Origin of the sequence: Phenylobacterium sp. (genome assembly GCF_030651185.1) — a bacterium.
Classification (GTDB): Bacteria; Pseudomonadota; Alphaproteobacteria; order Caulobacterales; family Caulobacteraceae; genus Phenylobacterium.
On sequence record NZ_JAUSCJ010000032.1, the window covers coordinates 41,777 to 56,829 of the forward strand.

At 68.4% G+C, this 15,053-nt stretch carries 15 protein-coding genes; 9 read left to right on the plus strand and 6 right to left on the minus strand.

Features of this window, described 5'->3' with window-relative positions; translation table 11 throughout:
- Positions 1-14 precede the first annotated feature (14 nt).
- Positions 15-203, plus strand: coding sequence for a hypothetical protein (locus Q7J39_RS15965; protein ID WP_304827282.1), 189 nt, complete (start codon positions 15-17; stop codon positions 201-203).
- 98 nt (positions 204-301) lie between these two features.
- On the opposite strand, the gene Q7J39_RS15970 is transcribed toward Q7J39_RS15965, so the two are convergent.
- The 4 genes from Q7J39_RS15970 to Q7J39_RS15985 form a co-directional block, all read right to left on the minus strand.
- On the minus strand, positions 302-475 hold the full coding sequence (locus Q7J39_RS15970) for a hypothetical protein (protein ID WP_370690086.1): 174 nt from the start codon (positions 473-475) through the stop codon (positions 302-304).
- A gap of 103 nt (positions 476-578) precedes the next feature.
- Positions 579-1,241 carry a ParA family protein gene (locus tag Q7J39_RS15975; RefSeq protein WP_304827288.1) on the minus strand — a complete coding sequence of 221 codons (663 nt, stop codon included), beginning with the start codon at positions 1,239-1,241 and terminating at the stop codon, positions 579-581.
- Between the two features lie 128 nt (positions 1,242-1,369).
- Positions 1,370-1,510 (minus strand): hypothetical protein, encoded by a 141-nt coding sequence (locus Q7J39_RS15980; protein ID WP_304827291.1) that lies wholly within the window; start codon positions 1,508-1,510, stop codon positions 1,370-1,372.
- Positions 1,511-1,836: 326 nt separating this feature from the next.
- Positions 1,837-2,199 carry a hypothetical protein gene (locus tag Q7J39_RS15985; RefSeq protein WP_304827294.1) on the minus strand — a complete coding sequence of 121 codons (363 nt, stop codon included), beginning with the start codon at positions 2,197-2,199 and terminating at the stop codon, positions 1,837-1,839.
- A gap of 81 nt (positions 2,200-2,280) precedes the next feature.
- Between Q7J39_RS15985 and Q7J39_RS15990 the strand changes: the two genes are divergently transcribed.
- On the plus strand, positions 2,281-2,784 hold the full coding sequence (locus Q7J39_RS15990) for an RNase H family protein (RefSeq protein ID WP_304827297.1): 504 nt from the start codon (positions 2,281-2,283) through the stop codon (positions 2,782-2,784).
- 76 nt (positions 2,785-2,860) lie between these two features.
- Entirely contained in the window at positions 2,861-5,650 is a 2,790-nt protein-coding gene (locus Q7J39_RS15995) for a PAS domain-containing sensor histidine kinase (protein ID WP_304827300.1), read from the plus strand.
- 15 nt (positions 5,651-5,665) lie between these two features.
- On the opposite strand, the gene Q7J39_RS16000 is transcribed toward Q7J39_RS15995, so the two are convergent.
- Positions 5,666-6,355 (minus strand): hypothetical protein, encoded by a 690-nt coding sequence (locus Q7J39_RS16000; protein WP_304827303.1) that lies wholly within the window; start codon positions 6,353-6,355, stop codon positions 5,666-5,668.
- Positions 6,356-6,415: 60 nt separating this feature from the next.
- The gene (locus Q7J39_RS16005) at positions 6,416-7,051 is read right to left on the minus strand and encodes a hypothetical protein (protein WP_304827306.1); all 636 of its coding nucleotides are present in this window, start codon (positions 7,049-7,051) and stop codon (positions 6,416-6,418) included.
- A gap of 56 nt (positions 7,052-7,107) precedes the next feature.
- On the opposite strand from Q7J39_RS16005, the gene ybaK reads away from it, so the two are divergent.
- The 6 genes from ybaK to Q7J39_RS16035 all read left to right on the plus strand — a co-directional run bounded on the left by ybaK (position 7,108) and on the right by Q7J39_RS16035 (position 15,042).
- On the plus strand, positions 7,108-7,578 hold the full coding sequence (gene ybaK, locus Q7J39_RS16010; RefSeq protein ID WP_304827309.1) for a Cys-tRNA(Pro) deacylase: 471 nt from the start codon (positions 7,108-7,110) through the stop codon (positions 7,576-7,578).
- 124 nt (positions 7,579-7,702) lie between these two features.
- Positions 7,703-9,403 carry a LuxR C-terminal-related transcriptional regulator gene (locus Q7J39_RS16015; protein WP_304827312.1) on the plus strand — a complete coding sequence of 567 codons (1,701 nt, stop codon included), beginning with the start codon at positions 7,703-7,705 and terminating at the stop codon, positions 9,401-9,403.
- A 196-nt stretch (positions 9,404-9,599) separates the two neighbouring features.
- Positions 9,600-11,894 (plus strand): TonB-dependent receptor, encoded by a 2,295-nt coding sequence (locus tag Q7J39_RS16020; RefSeq protein WP_304827315.1) that lies wholly within the window; start codon positions 9,600-9,602, stop codon positions 11,892-11,894.
- A gap of 234 nt (positions 11,895-12,128) precedes the next feature.
- Entirely contained in the window at positions 12,129-13,526 is a 1,398-nt protein-coding gene (locus Q7J39_RS16025) for an autotransporter outer membrane beta-barrel domain-containing protein (RefSeq protein ID WP_304827318.1), read from the plus strand.
- Between the two features lie 11 nt (positions 13,527-13,537).
- Complete coding sequence (locus tag Q7J39_RS16030) at positions 13,538-14,329, plus strand: alpha/beta fold hydrolase (RefSeq protein WP_304827321.1); 792 nt, start codon at positions 13,538-13,540, stop codon at positions 14,327-14,329.
- A gap of 26 nt (positions 14,330-14,355) precedes the next feature.
- Positions 14,356-15,042: a GDSL-type esterase/lipase family protein gene (locus Q7J39_RS16035; RefSeq protein WP_304827324.1), complete on the plus strand. Its 687-nt coding sequence runs from the start codon at positions 14,356-14,358 to the stop codon at positions 15,040-15,042.
- The last annotated feature ends 11 nt before the right edge of the window (positions 15,043-15,053 follow it).

Here is a 15,053-nt window from a genome sequence, read left to right on the forward strand (position 1 = left end):
CGTAACGTCGAGCCATGAACCTCACCGGCCCCGACCGCGTCCTCCTCGACCGCTATCTCGAAAGCGTCCTGCTGCGCTTCAGCGACGGCAAGTACAGCCTGGCCGACGCCACACAGGAACTGGCCCAGGCCTTCACCCAGTCCGAGCGGGACGAACTCCTCGCCCACCTGCGCGGCGTGGTCGAGGCCGGGGACGACGCCTAGATCACGATGCGTTCAGACGGAATCGTCTGAGCGTTGAATCGTGATCTAATTTCAAGGTTATAGAGCCGGATTCAGGCTTCTAGAGAAGCCATCCGGCTCTAGCGCGCCATCCAGGGCTTGGATTTCGACGACGACTTGGCCGCCGCGGCGCGTTCGCGCTGGAATCGGCCGCCACGGGGGTCTTTCGGCTTGGCGTCGAGGGCCTCCTTCTTCAGGCGCAGGGCGCGCTGGATCGGGGTTTCGGCGGGCGGGTCTTGTTCGGCCATGGTCATCGTCCTCCGGAGATCGAACCCTAACCCGACACGATGCTCGCCGGGCGGAAATCGGCGGGAAGGTCTTCAAAAATACCCCGCGTGAGGGTGTGGTGGGCGCCGCTCAGTCGTTGGCGGCCCGGTCGCGGGCCGCGCCGGCGGTCTTGTCCTGGACATAGGCCAAGAGGCCGGCGATCTCCGCGTCGGCCTTGCCGTCTGGCTCATATTCGCCCACCCCCTGCCCTTGGGCGATGGACCGCTGGTAGGCCGCCCGCATCTGCAGGGCTAGCGGACAGACCTCCAGTCCGCCGCGCCGCAGGATGTCCATGGTCCCGCTGACCACGGCCGACTCAACGCCGTTGCGGCGGGGTGGGCATTGATTGAACAGCACCAGCCCCTGGCGCCCCAGCCGGCGCACCACGTCCACGGTCCGCAGGGTGGCGGCGACGTCGAGATAGGTGGGGCGGGAGACGGCGATACAGAGGTCGGCCACCTTCATGGCCTCGATCATGCCGCTGTCGGGGCCGCCCGGGGTGTCGATGATCAGCACGTCGCAACCGCCTTTGCCGCTGACATAGCCGAGGGCATCGAGCTTGGCCGCCGAGGTCTCCACCACCAGAGCCCCGTGGTCGGCGCGCTTTCGCAGGCTGTCGGAGGCCGAGCGAACCGGGTCGGCGTCGGCCAGGACCACGCGCGCGCCAAGTGACCGCCAGGCGATGGCCAGGTTTACCGCCACCGTGGTCTTTCCCGACCCACCCTTGTGGGACAGCACCGCGATCGTCCTCATGGTCCCGGCCCGCCCCCGCGCCTTACGGGATGCGGGATAACAGGATCTGGCGCTGGAGAATGTAAACCTTCTTTGTCGGGCCGCGCCTCAGTCCCCGGCGCCCGCGAGGCAGGCGCCGGGTGGCGGGATCAGCGGCGCTGGCCGTGCGGCAGCAGCATGGCGGTCTTGGTCTGCGGCTTGGTGGTCGGGGCGCGGCCGGTGGAACGAGGGTCATTCAGGCCCGCGGGCGCCCCCTGGGTCTGGGTGCGGGTGCTGGGATAGGATTTCATGGGGGCCGTCCTTTTGCGGACTATCCCACACCCTGGCCGCCAGCGTCGGACAATTCGGCGGCGCCGCCCCGGACGGGAAGGCGCCCGAGCCTCAGGCGGCCTGGGACAGGTCGCCGCCGATGATCTCGGCTAGCCGCGCCTTGGCGCCGTCGATGGCGGCGGGGCTGGGCCTGGCCTAGTCGCCTACCTTCATCGCCGGGCCCGCCCTTGAGCGCGGGACCATCGTGCCTGTTGGTGGAACGGTTCGGCGGCGAGCCCTACTGGGACGCCTGCTATGCGCATCGGAAGGCCGCGCGTTAGAGCCCAACCTTCGCGGTCGGCGGGCCTTAGTCGTCGTCCATGTCGCCGAGCATCTCGGCCTTGGTGGCTTCCCACATGGCGCGGCCCTCGTTCAGGGAGGCCTTGATGGTGGCCACGTCCACCGGTGAATAGGCCTCCTGGTGGACGCCCAACGCCACCAAATAGGCGGTGACGAAGTCGCGATAGTCGACCCAGGTCTTGGCCGCCAGCTCCATGGGCCAGGCCAGCAGGCTCTCGTCGGCCCCCTGCCAGCCTTCGGTCAGGCGGGTCGCGGCGACCTCGTATGGGAAGGGATCGCCCAGGGTCTCGAGGCCGAAATTGGTGACGATCCACTGGCGGCCCCGCCAGATGATCTCACTGGCGCGATCGCCGATTTCTTCTTTCAACATGCCAGGGAGATGAGCCCTTTGCGCCGGCGCCGCAAGGCTTAGGGCTTGCGGGGGGAGGCGGTCTGGACGATGAGGCGCCCCATGAAAGCTTTGCGCATCTGGACCGACGGAGTCTGCACCGACAGCCGGGGCTTCGGCGGTTGGGCCTATGTCCGGCTCTGGGACGGCGAAGCTCGAGGTGTGGCCGGCGGCGAGCGCCAAGCCACAACGCCGCGCATGGAGCTGACCGCCGTGCTCCGCGCCCTGACCGACCTTGCCGATATCGCAGCTCCGACGCCGATCACCCTGCACTCCGACAGCGCAGTCCTGATGGGCGGGGCCGGGCAGATCGGCGCCTGGCGAACCAGCGGCTGGATAGACGCCAAGGGCGACCCGGTGGCCGAACGCGATCTCTGGGAACAGATCGCCGCGGTCACCCTGGTCCGCCCCGTCACCTTCGTCCGCGTCAGCGCGACGCCCTCCGACCGGCATCCCGAGGGCTTTGTCGCCGCCTGGTCGGATTTCGCCCGCGAGAAGTGCAAGGCCGCCGGCGCCTTCACCTGGGCGATCCCCAAACCCAACATGGCGAAATTCCCCGCCGCCTGACGCAGCCATTGCCGAGCTTGCGCGTTCAGGGGCCTTGAGGGGGACTTCCAGTGGCGGTCAGTCGTGGGCGCGGCGCATGAGTTCGCGCGATCTTGCCGGAACGGAGTGGCCAAGGGACGGCGGGGAGACCGGCGCCCTGATCCGGGCGTTCGACTGGAACGCCACCAGCCTCGGCCCCATTTCCGGATGGCCGCAGAGCCTGAAGACCGCCACCGACATCCTGCTGCTGTCCCCCGTCCCCATCGTCATGCTGTGGGGCCCCGACGGGGTGATGATCTACAACGACGCCTATTCGGTCTTCGCCGGCGGGCGGCATCCGGCCCTGCTGGGGTCGCGGGTGCTGGAGGGCTGGCCCGAGGTGGCCGACTTCAACGCCAATGTCATGAAGGTCGGCCTGGCCGGCGGCACGCTCGCCTACCGCAAGACGAGCCTGGTGCTGCACCGCCACGGCGTCCCGGAGGAGGTGTTCCTCGATCTCGACTACAGTCCGGTTCTGGATGAGGGCGGCCAGCCGGCCGGGGTTCTGGCCATCGTCTTCGACATCACCGAGCGGGTGCGGGCCGACGAGCGGCTGCAGATCGCCCAGCGCGCGGGCCGGGTCGGGGCCTTCGAGTGGTACCCGGAAAGCGGTCGGCTGGATGTCTCCGAGGAGTATCGGCGCATCTGGGGTTTCGGCCCCGAGGTGGAGGTCACCCAGGATCTTCTGGTCAGCCTCGTGAACGCCAGCGATCACGGAGTTACCGGCCCCGCGCGCCTGGCGGGCGGTGGCAATCCCCTGGAATATGCCGAGTACCGCATCACCCGCCCTGACACCGGCGAGGTCCGCTGGCTGGGCCGGCGCGGAGAAGTGCTGCCGGCCGAGGCCGGCCGCCCGCCCCGCTATATCGGCGTCAGCTTCGACATCACCGACATGAAGCTCGCCGAGGCCGCCCTGCGCGAAAGCGAAGAACAGTTTCGCACCCTCACCGAGACCATGCCGGGGTTCGCCTGGAGCGCCCTCTCCAGCGGCGCCCTCGACTACGCGACCCAGCAGTGGCTGGCCTATTCGGGTCTCAGCCTGGACCAGACCGTGGCCGACGGCTGGCTGAACGCCATCCATCCCGATGATCTGCAGCGGGTTGCCGGCGTCTGGACCAACTGCGTCGCCACTGGCGATCCCTATAACATCGAGTTCCGCCTGCGCCGCCATGACGGGGCCTATCGCTGGTTCCTGGTGCGCGGCCTGCCGGTACGCGACGAGGCCGGCGCCATCAGCCGCTGGGTGGGCGCCGCCGCGGAGGTGGAGGAGATCGTCGAGGCCCGAGAGGTCCAGGCCAGCCACCAGCAGGCCCTGGAAGAAGAGGTCGAGACCCGCACCCGGGAGCGCGACCGCATCTGGAATGTCAGTCGCGACCTGCTGCTGGTCACCGACAATTCGGGCGTGGTGCTGAGCGCCAATCCGGCCTGGACCGCGATCCTGGGCTGGTCGGAGGCCGACCTCGCCGGGCGCACCACAGAGTGGCTGCAGCATTCCGATGACCGCGACCGCAGCCAGGCCGAGGTGGCTCAGATCGCCGACGGCCAGCCCACCCAGCGTTTCGAGAACCGTTTCCTGCACAGGGACGGCGACTATCGCTGGCTATCCTGGACCGCGGTCTCCGACGAAGGCCTGATCTACTGCGTGGCCCGCGACATCACCGCCGACAAGGAGGCCCAGGCCCGGTTGCGGGAGACCGAGGAGGCCCTGCGCCAGGCCCAGAAGATGGAGGCGGTCGGCCAGCTCACCGGCGGCATCGCCCACGACTTCAACAACCTGCTCACCGGCATAATCGGCTCGCTCGATCTGATTCAGCGGCGGATCGATGATGGTCGCCTGGCCGACCTTGGCCGGTTCATGGAGGCGGCCACCACCTCGGCCGCCAGGGCCGCGGCCCTGACCCACCGGCTGCTGGCCTTTGCGCGCCGCCAGTCCCTCGATCCCAAGGCCCTCGACGTCAACGGCCTGGTGGATTCCATGGGCGATCTGCTGCGGCGGACCCTGGGGGAGCAGGTGGAGCTGGCCATCGCCCTGGCCCCCGACGCCTGGCCTGCCTTCGGCGACGCCGGCCAGCTGGAGAACGCGGTCCTCAACCTGGCCATCAACGCCCGCGACGCCATGCCGGACGGCGGCAAGCTGACCATCGAGACCACCAACACCTACCTGGATCTCAGCTACACCTCCCGCCACGCGGACCTGAAGCCCGGCGACTACACGGTGCTGTCGGTCACCGACACCGGGGTCGGCATGACGCCGGAGGTGATCGCCAAGGCCTTCGACCCCTTCTTCACCACCAAGCCGATCGGCCAGGGCACGGGCCTGGGCCTCTCGATGATATACGGCTTCGCCCGGCAGTCGGGGGGCCATGCCCGCATCTACAGCGAGGTCGGTCAGGGCTCGACGGTGCGCCTCTATCTGCCGCGCTTCACCGGCGAGGCGCCGGGCGACGAGGCCGAGCAGACGCGCCTGGATCTGGCGCGCGGGGCAGGCGAGACCGTGCTGGTGGTGGAGGATGACGCCGCCGTGCGGCTGCTGGTGGTGGAGGTGCTGTCAGAACTTGGCTACGCCGCCATCGAGGCCCACGATGGGCCGGCTGCTCTGCCTATCCTGGAGTCCGACCAGAGGATCGACCTGATGGTCTCCGATGTCGGCCTGCCGGGTCTGAACGGCCGCCAGGTGGCCGAGATCGGGCGGCAGCACCGACCGGACCTGAAGGTGCTGTTCGTCACCGGCTACGCCGAGAACGCCGCCGTCCGCTCGGGATTTCTCGACGCCGAGATGGAGATGATCACCAAGCCCTTCGCCCTCGACCAGCTCGCCGCCAAGATCCGCGAGATGATCGAGCGCTGAGCGACATCGAGCGCCTCAGCGGGTCTGCTGACCGGGGTCGGTGAAGAAGAACAGCGCCAGGGCCATGGCCGCGGCGGCGTCGCGATCGGGGGAGCCCTGAACCGGCAGATAAACCGTCCCCTTGAAGGGCGTGCGGACCATGCCGCCCACCTCCTGGTCACCCTTCGAGATCACGTAGGACATGGCGCCGCCACCGCCCAGCGGCAGGGATCCCGGCATCTTCTTGGTCTTGGCCCGCAGGGTCACGCCGCCATAGCGGATCTCCGCGGCCCGTTGCGGCTGGTAGAGCTTGTCCATGAACTTGCCGTCGCTCAGCACCAGGGCGAAGGAGGCGTCCGGGGGGCCGCCCGCGAAGTTGCAGACATAGGCCAGGTCGTTGCGCTTGAAGTCGATCCAGCTGAACCCGAAGCGGTTCTGCCCGCCCTCGCAAGCCACGGTCATCGGCGCCTTGAGGCGCGGCGAGGACACCGTGAAGTTGGTCTTGGCATAGTCGCTGGAGAACATGCCCAGCGCCCGGGTCTGCTTGGCCATCGCCTTGACCTGACCGGAATATTCTCCGAGCTCATAGCCGTAGCCCAGCAGCAGGCCCTTCACCCGTTTGGGCTGCAGGCTCAGCTTTTCCGTATTGGCCATGTCCTGGGCCAGGGCCGGGGCCGCGCTTGTCAGCAGCGCCGCCGCCAGAACACTTGAGATCATTGTTTTCATGATCGCCAACTCCCCGTTGTGGAGCGCTACCCTAGGACAACAGGCTTGGCCTTGGAAGGCTTAGGGCGGGCTGACGAGGAGCGCGTCGGTATAGGACTCCACCACGAGGCTGAAGGGTACGCCGTCCGGTGTGGTCAGCACCGCTCTGTGGCGCAAGATTTCTTGCGGGAGGACTAGGAAGCCGGGTCTGGTCGGGGCGGCAGAGCTGCCCTGTCCAACCTTCGCCATCCAGCCAGGCAACAGCTCTGATGACAAGGTCCGTCGCCGGAAGTTGAGCGGTTTCACCACCACGCCAAACGGCGTTTGGGTCCCGGTCAGGGCGGCGTTCATTTCCGGGGTGAGGCGCCCGGACAGATACCAGTTGTCGGCCTCCGACAGCACCTTGTCGCCGCAGACTAGCTCGACCCGGCGATAGGCCACCATCGCCTTGCGCCGCACCTTCAGGTCGCGCCGCTCGGCCCTGCCGGCCGGCTTGTCGGCGCCACTGATCCGCCGCGCCATGATCCGGACGCCGCCGCCCGGTCCGTGGGCGTCACACCAATTCTGAAGGGTCGCCGTCGCGCTGTCGCGGCTGAGCAGCTCGCTGTTGAGCCCGTGAACCTGGGTCAAAACTCTCATGAAATCCCCGTACCTGTCGGGGATCTCCTTTGCGGTCGCAGGCGAAGCCGAAAGGGCGATCAGCAGGACGAGAAGCACGCGCATACCCTCGTCTCGCATTCTCAAGCCCGCGCCGTCCAGCTAGCTTGCGCGCCATGGCCAAGACCACTCCCGCGACCCTGGCGCTCAGCAAGGCTGGCGTCGCCTTCACCCTGCACACCTACGACTATGACCCGGACGCCGGCCGCGTGGGCCTGCAGGCCGCCGAAAGCCTGGGCGCCGATCCGGCCCGGGTGCTGAAGACCCTGATGGCCCAGGTGGATGGCCGGCCGGTCTGCGCGGTGCTGGCGTCGGACCAGGAAGTCTCGATGAAGAAGCTGGCGGCGGTGTTCTGCGGCAAGGCTGCGGCGATGATCAAGCCCGCCGACGCCGAGCGGCTCACCGGCTACCGGGTCGGCGGGGTCAGCCCCTTCGGCCAGAAGCGTCTGGTCCCCACCGTGGTCGACGAGGCCGCCCTCCTGCAGGACCTGGTCTTCATCAACGGCGGCCAGCGGGGATTGCAGGCGGAACTCGCCCCCGCCGACCTGATCGCGGCCCTGGGCGCCAAGGTCGCCGAGATAACGTGACTTTTCCTCCCCGGCTTCGCGGTCCCCCTCCCCCGTTCGCTTCGCGGCAGGGGAGGAAAGGGGCTCGACATCGCCCCGCGCCGTGTAAGCTGATCCCTCCCGGTCCCGTCCCCCAAAGGTCCGAATGTCCGCCGCCCAGTCCAAGGCCAATGTCTCCCTGGTGATCGAGACGATGTACGCGGTCGCCGCCGATCCCGAACGCTGGGAAGAAGTGATCGAGGCCCTGGACGTGCCGGCCCGGGACGGCGAGGCGCCGCAGGGTACGGAGGGCATGACCAGCCTGGCCCGCGCGGCGGCCGGCGCCGGCGACCGCGCCGATGTCGGCGTCATCGTGGTCTCCGGCTCAGGCGGGGCGGTGGCCTGCAATCCCGCCGGCGAGAGCCTGTTCAAATATCGTCTGGGGCGCATCGAGGCCCGCGGCCTCTCCTTCCTGAACCCCTCCAACCACGAGGCCCTGACCCAGGCGCGCAAACGTCTGCGGGAAACCCGTGGCCGGCAGGTGATCGTCAAGTTCCTCGACGAGGAGGATGAGGGCCCGCACTTCGCCTATGTGACGCCGGCCGCAGCCCTGCCGCCCGGCTTGGCCGCCACCCTGCCGCAGCCGTCGCCGCGCGGGGAGGGCGACATCGCCATCGTCTTTCCGGCCCTCGAGACCACCGACCGCCTGTGGGCCAGCGTGCGCGAGAGCTTTGGCCTGACACCGGCCGAGACCCGCCTGGCGGCGCGCCTGAAGGACGGACTCAGCCTCAAGGAGGCCGCCGACGACCTCGATGTCAGCCTGAACACCGTCCGCAACCAGCTACGCGCCGTCTTCGAAAAGATGGGCCTGAATCGGCAGAGCGAACTGGTCCGGGCCCTGACCCAGCTCGGCGCCCTAGCCCAGGCCTTCGAGGACCCGGCCGGCGGACACCGACGCGTCGGGGGCGTCATCGTCGCCACCGAGCGGGCGGCGGCCGAGACCGCGCCGCCGGTCCAGCTGTTCAAGCTCGTCGACGGCCGCCGCCTGGCTTGGCGCGACTATGGCGATCCCGCCGGCCGTCCGGTGCTGGTGATCACACAAGACCTCTCCTCCAGCCTGTTGCCGCGGGGGACCAACGCGCTGGCCCGCGACCTGGGCCTGCGGCTGATCGCGACCGAGCGGGCGGGGTCGGGGCGATCCGATCCGCACCCGGACTTCACCTTCGCCAATGTCGCCGCAGACTCCGTGGCCCTGATCCGGCATCTGGGGATCGACGGCCTGCAGATCACCACCAATACCGACGGGGCGGCCTACGCCATGGAGGCCGCTGTCCAACTGGGGGATTCGGTGACCCGCATCCTGCTGGCCTCCGGACGGCCGCCGGGCCTCCAGGCCGAGCGGGAGCGCGACAAGGGCCATACGCTGACCCTGTTCTGGCGGCGAATCTACCGCAACCCGTGGCTGTCGGACATGATCTTCGAGATGATGCGGCTAAGCCTCAGCCGGGCCCAGTTCGAGCGCTACGCCCGGGCCGCGGCCTCAGCCCCCGGCGACGCCGCCTATCTGAAGTCCCATCCCGAACTGCTGGACTTCATCATCGACTATACGCGCGAGTCCGTGGCGGTCAGCGCCCGCGGCGCGGCCGACGCCATCCGCTGCGCCGCCAGGTCCGGCGAGCCCGACCTCTCAGACCTCGCCTGCCCCATCACCCTCTGGCACGGCGACCAGGATCCGATGAACGGGGTCGAGGAGGTCCAAGCCTGGCTGGGGGACCACGTGGAGTCGACCCGTATCTTCCCCGGCATCGGTCGCTTCCTGGCCCACAAGCACTGGCCTGAGGCCATGGCCTGGCTGGCGCGGGTCTAGGCCTTGCTTGGCCCCGGGCCTCGCAGAACTGGTCCCGCCGCTCAAGACAGCTTCCGAATAATGGTTTGGCGCCAAACTGTTGTGTGTGAAACCTTACGATCTACCTAACCAATTGTATGTAAGGCGTTATATTTAGGTTGCCAAATTTCGCCGACCCATGTTTTGTAAGTGCAACAAACAATATGGGGAGGACATTATGTTGCATCAGACTGGGAAGACCCGCGCCCGCTGGATGGCCGCGGGGGCGGCGATTGGCGCCGTAGGTTCACTGGCGGGCTTCGCCCCTCCAGCCCTGGCTCAGGCCACCACCACCGCCGGCCAGGTGGAAGAGGTGGTGGTGACCGCCCGGCGCCGCGAGGAGCGACTGCAGGACGCCCCCGTCGCCGTCACAGCCTTCAGCGCCGAGGCTCTGGCCGACCGCGGGGTGGAGAGCGTGGCCGAGATTTCCAAGTTCGCCCCCAACATCCGCTTCGACGGGGCGGCCCAGCTCTCCGGTGGCAATTACAACGCCACGGTCTTCATCCGCGGGGTGGGCCAGAACGACTTCGCCATCTTCTCCGACCCTGGCGTGGGCATCTATGTCGACGGCGTCTACTTCGCCCGCTCCATCGGCGGCATGCTGGACGCCTTCGACGTGGGGCGCATCGAGGTGCTTCGGGGGCCGCAGGGCACGCTGTTTGGCAAGAACACCATCGGCGGGGCGGTGGTGATCACCTCCCAGGCGCCGGGCGCCGAACTGGCCGGCCGGCTGGAGGGCACGGTGGGCCGCTTCAAGCGTCGCGACCTGAAGGGCTACCTCGACCTGCCCATCACCGAAAACCTGCTCGCCCGCATTTCCGGCGGCAGCCTCAATCGCGACGGCTACGCTCATCGCCTGTCGGATGGCCAGCAGCTGGGCGACCGCAACGCCGACGCCGCCCGGGTGCAGCTGCGCTGGCTGGCCAGCCCCGACCTGACCGTCGATCTCTCCGCTGACTACACCCGGGCCCGGGAGCATTCCGCGCCCCAGACCCTGATTGCCGTGGGTAACCGTCCGGGCTTCACCGGCGCGCCTTTCATGACCAACTTCAACACCTTCGTGGCGCCCGGCCTGGGGATCACCGCCCCCAATGGCCAGAAGACTCTCAACCCCTCCTTCATCACCGGCGACCCCTACACGACCTGGGGCTCGGGCCCGAACGTCAACGACCTGGATCTCTGGGGGGTTTCCGGCACGGTGAACTGGGACCTGGGGGTGATCCAGGCCAAGTCGATCACCGCCTATCGCCATCTGAAGGCGCGGTTCGCCCGCGATGGGGACAACAGTCCCTTCACCTTCCGCGAGACCCAGAATTGGGACAAGCAGCGCCAGTTCTCCCAGGAGTTCCAGTTCAACGGCGAGGGCTTCGACGGTCGGCTGACCTGGGTGGCGGGGCTCTACTACTTCAATGAACACGGCTCGGACCGCGGCTACGCGCACCTGGCGCTGGGCCTTCGCCCGCCCGCCACGCCGCCGCCCATCTCGCCCTCGGCCAATATCTATACGGTGGTGGACGCCACCACCTACGCGGCCTTCGCCCAGGGGTCGTTCAACCTGACCGACCGCCTCAGCCTCACCCTGGGCGGCCGGGCCAACAAGGACGAGAAGACCTACTATCTCGACCATCGGCGCATCGCCGACGGCTTCATCGTGGCCAACACCACGGTTTCGGATTCCTGGTCGGCCTTCACGCCGAAGGTGGGGCTGGAGTTCAAGCCGACCCCCGATGTCCTGCTCTATGCCTCGGCCGGAAAGGGCTTCAAGAGCGGCGGCTTCAACGCCCGCCCCCTGGCCGACATCACCGAGGTCACCGTGTATCAGCCGGAGACCATCCGCACCTATGAGCTGGGCGCCAAGACCGCCTGGTTCGACCGTCGGCTGGTGCTGAACGGCGCGGCCTATTTCAGCCAGTACGACGACATCCAGGTCACGGTGAACCAGACCCCTCGCAACTTCGTGGCCAACGCCGCGGCTGGGGAAATCAAGGGCTTCGAGATCGAGGCCGTCGCGCGTCCCGCCCCCGGCTGGGACGTCAATCTGGCGGTGGGCCACACCAAGACCAAGTACACCGAGGTCGGCCAGGGCCTGGGCCCCACCCAGATCTTGCCCATCAAGCTGTCCACCAAGTTCGTCAAGTCGCCGGAATGGACGGTCAACGCCGGGCTGCAGCACCGCGTCGAGCTGGGCGAGCTCGGGTCCCTCACCCTGCGCGGCGACGTCAGCTACTTCGGCAAGTACTACAACGACATCGCCAATGACGAGGACCTCGCCCAGAAAGCCCATAGCCTGGTGGGCGCGCGGATCACCTGGGCCTCGACCGACGAGGCCTGGCGGATCGAGGCCTTCGGGACCAACCTCACCGATGAGCAGATCAAGGTCAGCGGCAATGCGTCGAGCGGCGCCTTCGGCCTGAAGGAAGCTAGCTATGGCCCGCCCATGGAGTGGGGGGTGTCCCTGGCGCATGAATTCTAGGGCGTGACCCTTTGAAAGGGGCGCCGGCCCAGGCGCCCCTTTCGCGCAAAACGTCAAGTAACGGGCGCGATGACCTGAGGTGGGTCGTGGTTCAGGCCCCACCTCCCATGATGCGCTGAGAGCACAATCTACGGTTTGCCTGCCCCGCATAGTCCGGATGGATCATGCGGGGGGCAGCCTCCCCGTGGTCGAGCAGGCGTGACGGTAAGTCACACCAGTTTGGGGATACTCCACATGCGCTTTCTCGCGGCCGCCTTTGCGGCCTTCCTGCTGAGCCTCGGCCTTGGGGCCGGCTCGGCCTACGCCCAGGGCGCCAACAGCACGGTCACCCTGCCCGACGGCACGACCATCGTGACCACCATCGCCGGCCTGAACAACATCACCATCAGCATCTCGGGCGGCCCCTATGCGGCCAATCCGGCGACCGTGAAATTCACCAGCATCGTGCCGAGCGCCACCAGCATCTCCTACACCGGCACCATCGCCACCGGCGGGACCACCGAGTCCTTCAACTGCGTGGTCAACACCGTGACCCAGGCGGTTACCGGCTCGGGCGCCTGCGCGGTGGCCTTCGGCCAGGCGTCGGCCACCACGCCGACGACGCCGACCACGCCTACCACGACAACGACCACCACCACGCCGGCCGGGACCACCACCACGGTCACCACCTCCACCGGCGCGGTGATCACTCTGAGCGTCCCCGAGCAGGCCCTCATCACCCAGGCCGAGGCTGACCAGCTCTTCCTGGCCCTGGTCGGCACGCGGGTGAACGCCACCAGCATGCAGAACTTCGTCGCCCAGCGTCTGCAGGGCCTGTCCCTGGCCGGCCTCACCTCGGGTCTTGGTCCCCAGACGCGCAACGGTCGCGTCTACAAGGGCCTGAACGCCGGCGCCTTCGAGCCGCAGACCGGCCTGTGGGTCAACGCCTCGGGCTCCTATGTCGACGACAGCCGCCCGGGTTCGGCCCAGGACGGTTGGGGCGGCTCGGCCGCCATCGGCGGCGACGTGATCTTCGACAGCACCGTGCTCGGCGCCTATGTCGGCTATGGCTCCATGCAGCTGGACGGCACGGCTGTGGACTATCAGACCAAGGGCTGGACAGTCGGCGGCTATGCCAGCTGGTCGGCGAGTCCCGCCTTCCAGATCACCGGGACGGTCGGCTACGCCAATGACGAGGTCGAGTACGGCCGCACCGCCGGGCTCCTGCGCTCCTTCGGGGAGACCGACCGCAACCAGCTGTTCGGTTCGGTCAGCATCGGCACCACCGTCGATCTCGGCGCCGACTGGGTCCTGACCCCTAGCCTGGGGGTCATCGCCTCGACCTCCGACACCGACGCCTATCTGGACAACGCCGGCCGCCCGATCGCCGGCAATTCCACCGACCTGACCATCGCCCAGGCCGGGACGGCGCTGATCTACACCGGGTCCAACTGGCTCCCCTATGTCAGCGCCAGCTTCAACAGCCAGACCGACGGTCCGGCCGGCATCGACAAGGAATACGGCTACATCGGCGCGGGCTTTGCGGCCCCGCTGTCGGACGACCTGGCCCTGGCCTTCAATATCCAGACCCTGGTCGGCAAGAAGAACGAGGGTGAGACCAGCTTCGGCTTCACACTTCGCCGGGCTTTCTGAGGAGAGAGCTGATGCGGTGGCGATTGGCGTCTGTTCCGGCCCTCGGCCTGGCGCTGGTCTCCCTGCTGACGGCCCCTGCCGGCGCCAGCCCCGCCGGTAGGGGTTGGACGTCCTTCGAGGTGGTTGCGGGCTCCCGCATCCTTGCGGCCGCCTCGAAGGATGATCCGTCCGCGGGTGAGTTGCTCACCGTGGTGATCGAGGGCGACGGAGACGCCCACGGCCGCAAGGGCCAGCCGTCCGCCGACCCCACCCCGCACGATCCACTCGGATTCCGCATCGCCCAGGCCTGGCCGCAGGGCCCGGTCGCTTGGCTGGGCCGTCCTTGCCAGTATGTCAGGGACACGGCCTGCACGCCGTCCGACTGGACGACGGGCCGCTATTCCGAGGCCGCGGTGGCCGCCTCCAGCCTCGCCGTCGATGAGCTCAAGCGCCGGTCGGGCGCGGCGCGCCTGCGGCTGGTGGGCTGGTCCGGCGGCGGGACCATGGCCGCCCTGCTGGCCGCGCGGCGCACCGACGTCGCCGTCCTGGTCACCCTGGCCTCGCCGCTCGATCTCGCCGCCTGGACGCAGTGGCATGGGGCCAGCCCGCTGGCAGGCTCCCTCGACCCCGCCGACGCGACCCTGCCGCCCGGCATTGTTCAGCTCCATGTCCTCGGCCGCTTCGACCAGGTCGTGCCGCCGGCCCTGGGCGAAGCTTCCGCGCGGCGTCTCGGCGGGACCGTATTGGTCTGGCGCGAGAAGCACACCTGCTGCTGGGCCAAACGCACCCACCGCCTCCTGGCGCTGGCCCAGCCCGCCCGCTAGGCTCCCCCGAAATTGGGGAGACGCTCATGTCCAGGTCAATCGCGACTTTGCTGTCGCTCGCGCTGCTGTCGCTCACCGCCGCCGCCGCGCCGCCGGAGACCCAGTTCTCCCCCGAGATCGCCCACTTCGCCGAACTGGACAGGGCGAGCACGCCCAAGCGCTGCGGCTTCCTGTTCACCGGCTCCTCCAGCGTGCGGTTCTGGAAGACCCTGGACCAGGACATGGCGCCGTATCGGGTGATCAACCGCGGCTTCGGCGGCTCGCAGATCGCCGACGTCACCCTCTATTTCGACCAGGTGGTGACGCCCTACCGGCCCCGCGCGATCTTCTTCTATGCCGGCGAGAATGACCTCTGGGCGGGCAAGAAAACCCCGGCGGAGGTCGCCGCCGACTTCCAGGCCTTCATGGACCTCAAGGACAAGCGCCTGGGCGCCACCAAGGTCTATTTCATCACCCTCAAACCCTCCAAGCAGCGCTTCACCCAGCTGGCCGAGCAGCGCCAGGTCAATGATGCGGTCCGCGCCATGGCCGCCCGGCGCGCCGACCTCGCGGTGGTCGACGTCGTCCCCGCCATGCTGGAGGGCGGTGAGCCGAAGGACATCTTCGTCGGCGACGGCCTGCACATGACGCCCGCCGGCTACGTCCTGTGGACCGAGGTTGTCCGCCCGGTGGTGGAGCACGAGGCCAAGACCGGGGCGGCCTGCAAGGGCTGAGCAAAAGTCTT

Excerpts from the sequence above, each read along its gene's own strand:
- Q7J39_RS15975 (WP_304827288.1), bottom strand. The coding sequence starts at position 1,241 with ATGAGGACGATCGCGGTGCTGTCCCACAAGGGTGGGTCGGGAAAGACC.
- Q7J39_RS16000 (WP_304827303.1), bottom strand. The coding sequence starts at position 6,355 with ATGAAAACAATGATCTCAAGTGTTCTGGCGGCGGCGCTGCTGACAAGC.
- Q7J39_RS16035 (WP_304827324.1), top strand. The coding sequence starts at position 14,356 with ATGTCCAGGTCAATCGCGACTTTGCTGTCGCTCGCGCTGCTGTCGCTC.
- Q7J39_RS15965 (WP_304827282.1), top strand. The coding sequence starts at position 15 with ATGAACCTCACCGGCCCCGACCGCGTCCTCCTCGACCGCTATCTCGAA.
- Q7J39_RS15995 (WP_304827300.1), top strand. The coding sequence starts at position 2,861 with ATGAGTTCGCGCGATCTTGCCGGAACGGAGTGGCCAAGGGACGGCGGG.
- Q7J39_RS15980 (WP_304827291.1), bottom strand. The coding sequence starts at position 1,510 with ATGAAATCCTATCCCAGCACCCGCACCCAGACCCAGGGGGCGCCCGCG.
- Q7J39_RS15990 (WP_304827297.1), top strand. The coding sequence starts at position 2,281 with ATGAAAGCTTTGCGCATCTGGACCGACGGAGTCTGCACCGACAGCCGG.
- Q7J39_RS15985 (WP_304827294.1), bottom strand. The coding sequence starts at position 2,199 with ATGTTGAAAGAAGAAATCGGCGATCGCGCCAGTGAGATCATCTGGCGG.
- Q7J39_RS16030 (WP_304827321.1), top strand. The coding sequence starts at position 13,538 with ATGCGGTGGCGATTGGCGTCTGTTCCGGCCCTCGGCCTGGCGCTGGTC.
- Q7J39_RS16025 (WP_304827318.1), top strand. The coding sequence starts at position 12,129 with ATGCGCTTTCTCGCGGCCGCCTTTGCGGCCTTCCTGCTGAGCCTCGGC.
- Q7J39_RS16015 (WP_304827312.1), top strand. The coding sequence starts at position 7,703 with ATGTCCGCCGCCCAGTCCAAGGCCAATGTCTCCCTGGTGATCGAGACG.
- Q7J39_RS15970 (WP_370690086.1), bottom strand. The coding sequence starts at position 475 with ATGACCATGGCCGAACAAGACCCGCCCGCCGAAACCCCGATCCAGCGC.
- ybaK (WP_304827309.1), top strand. The coding sequence starts at position 7,108 with ATGGCCAAGACCACTCCCGCGACCCTGGCGCTCAGCAAGGCTGGCGTC.
- Q7J39_RS16020 (WP_304827315.1), top strand. The coding sequence starts at position 9,600 with ATGTTGCATCAGACTGGGAAGACCCGCGCCCGCTGGATGGCCGCGGGG.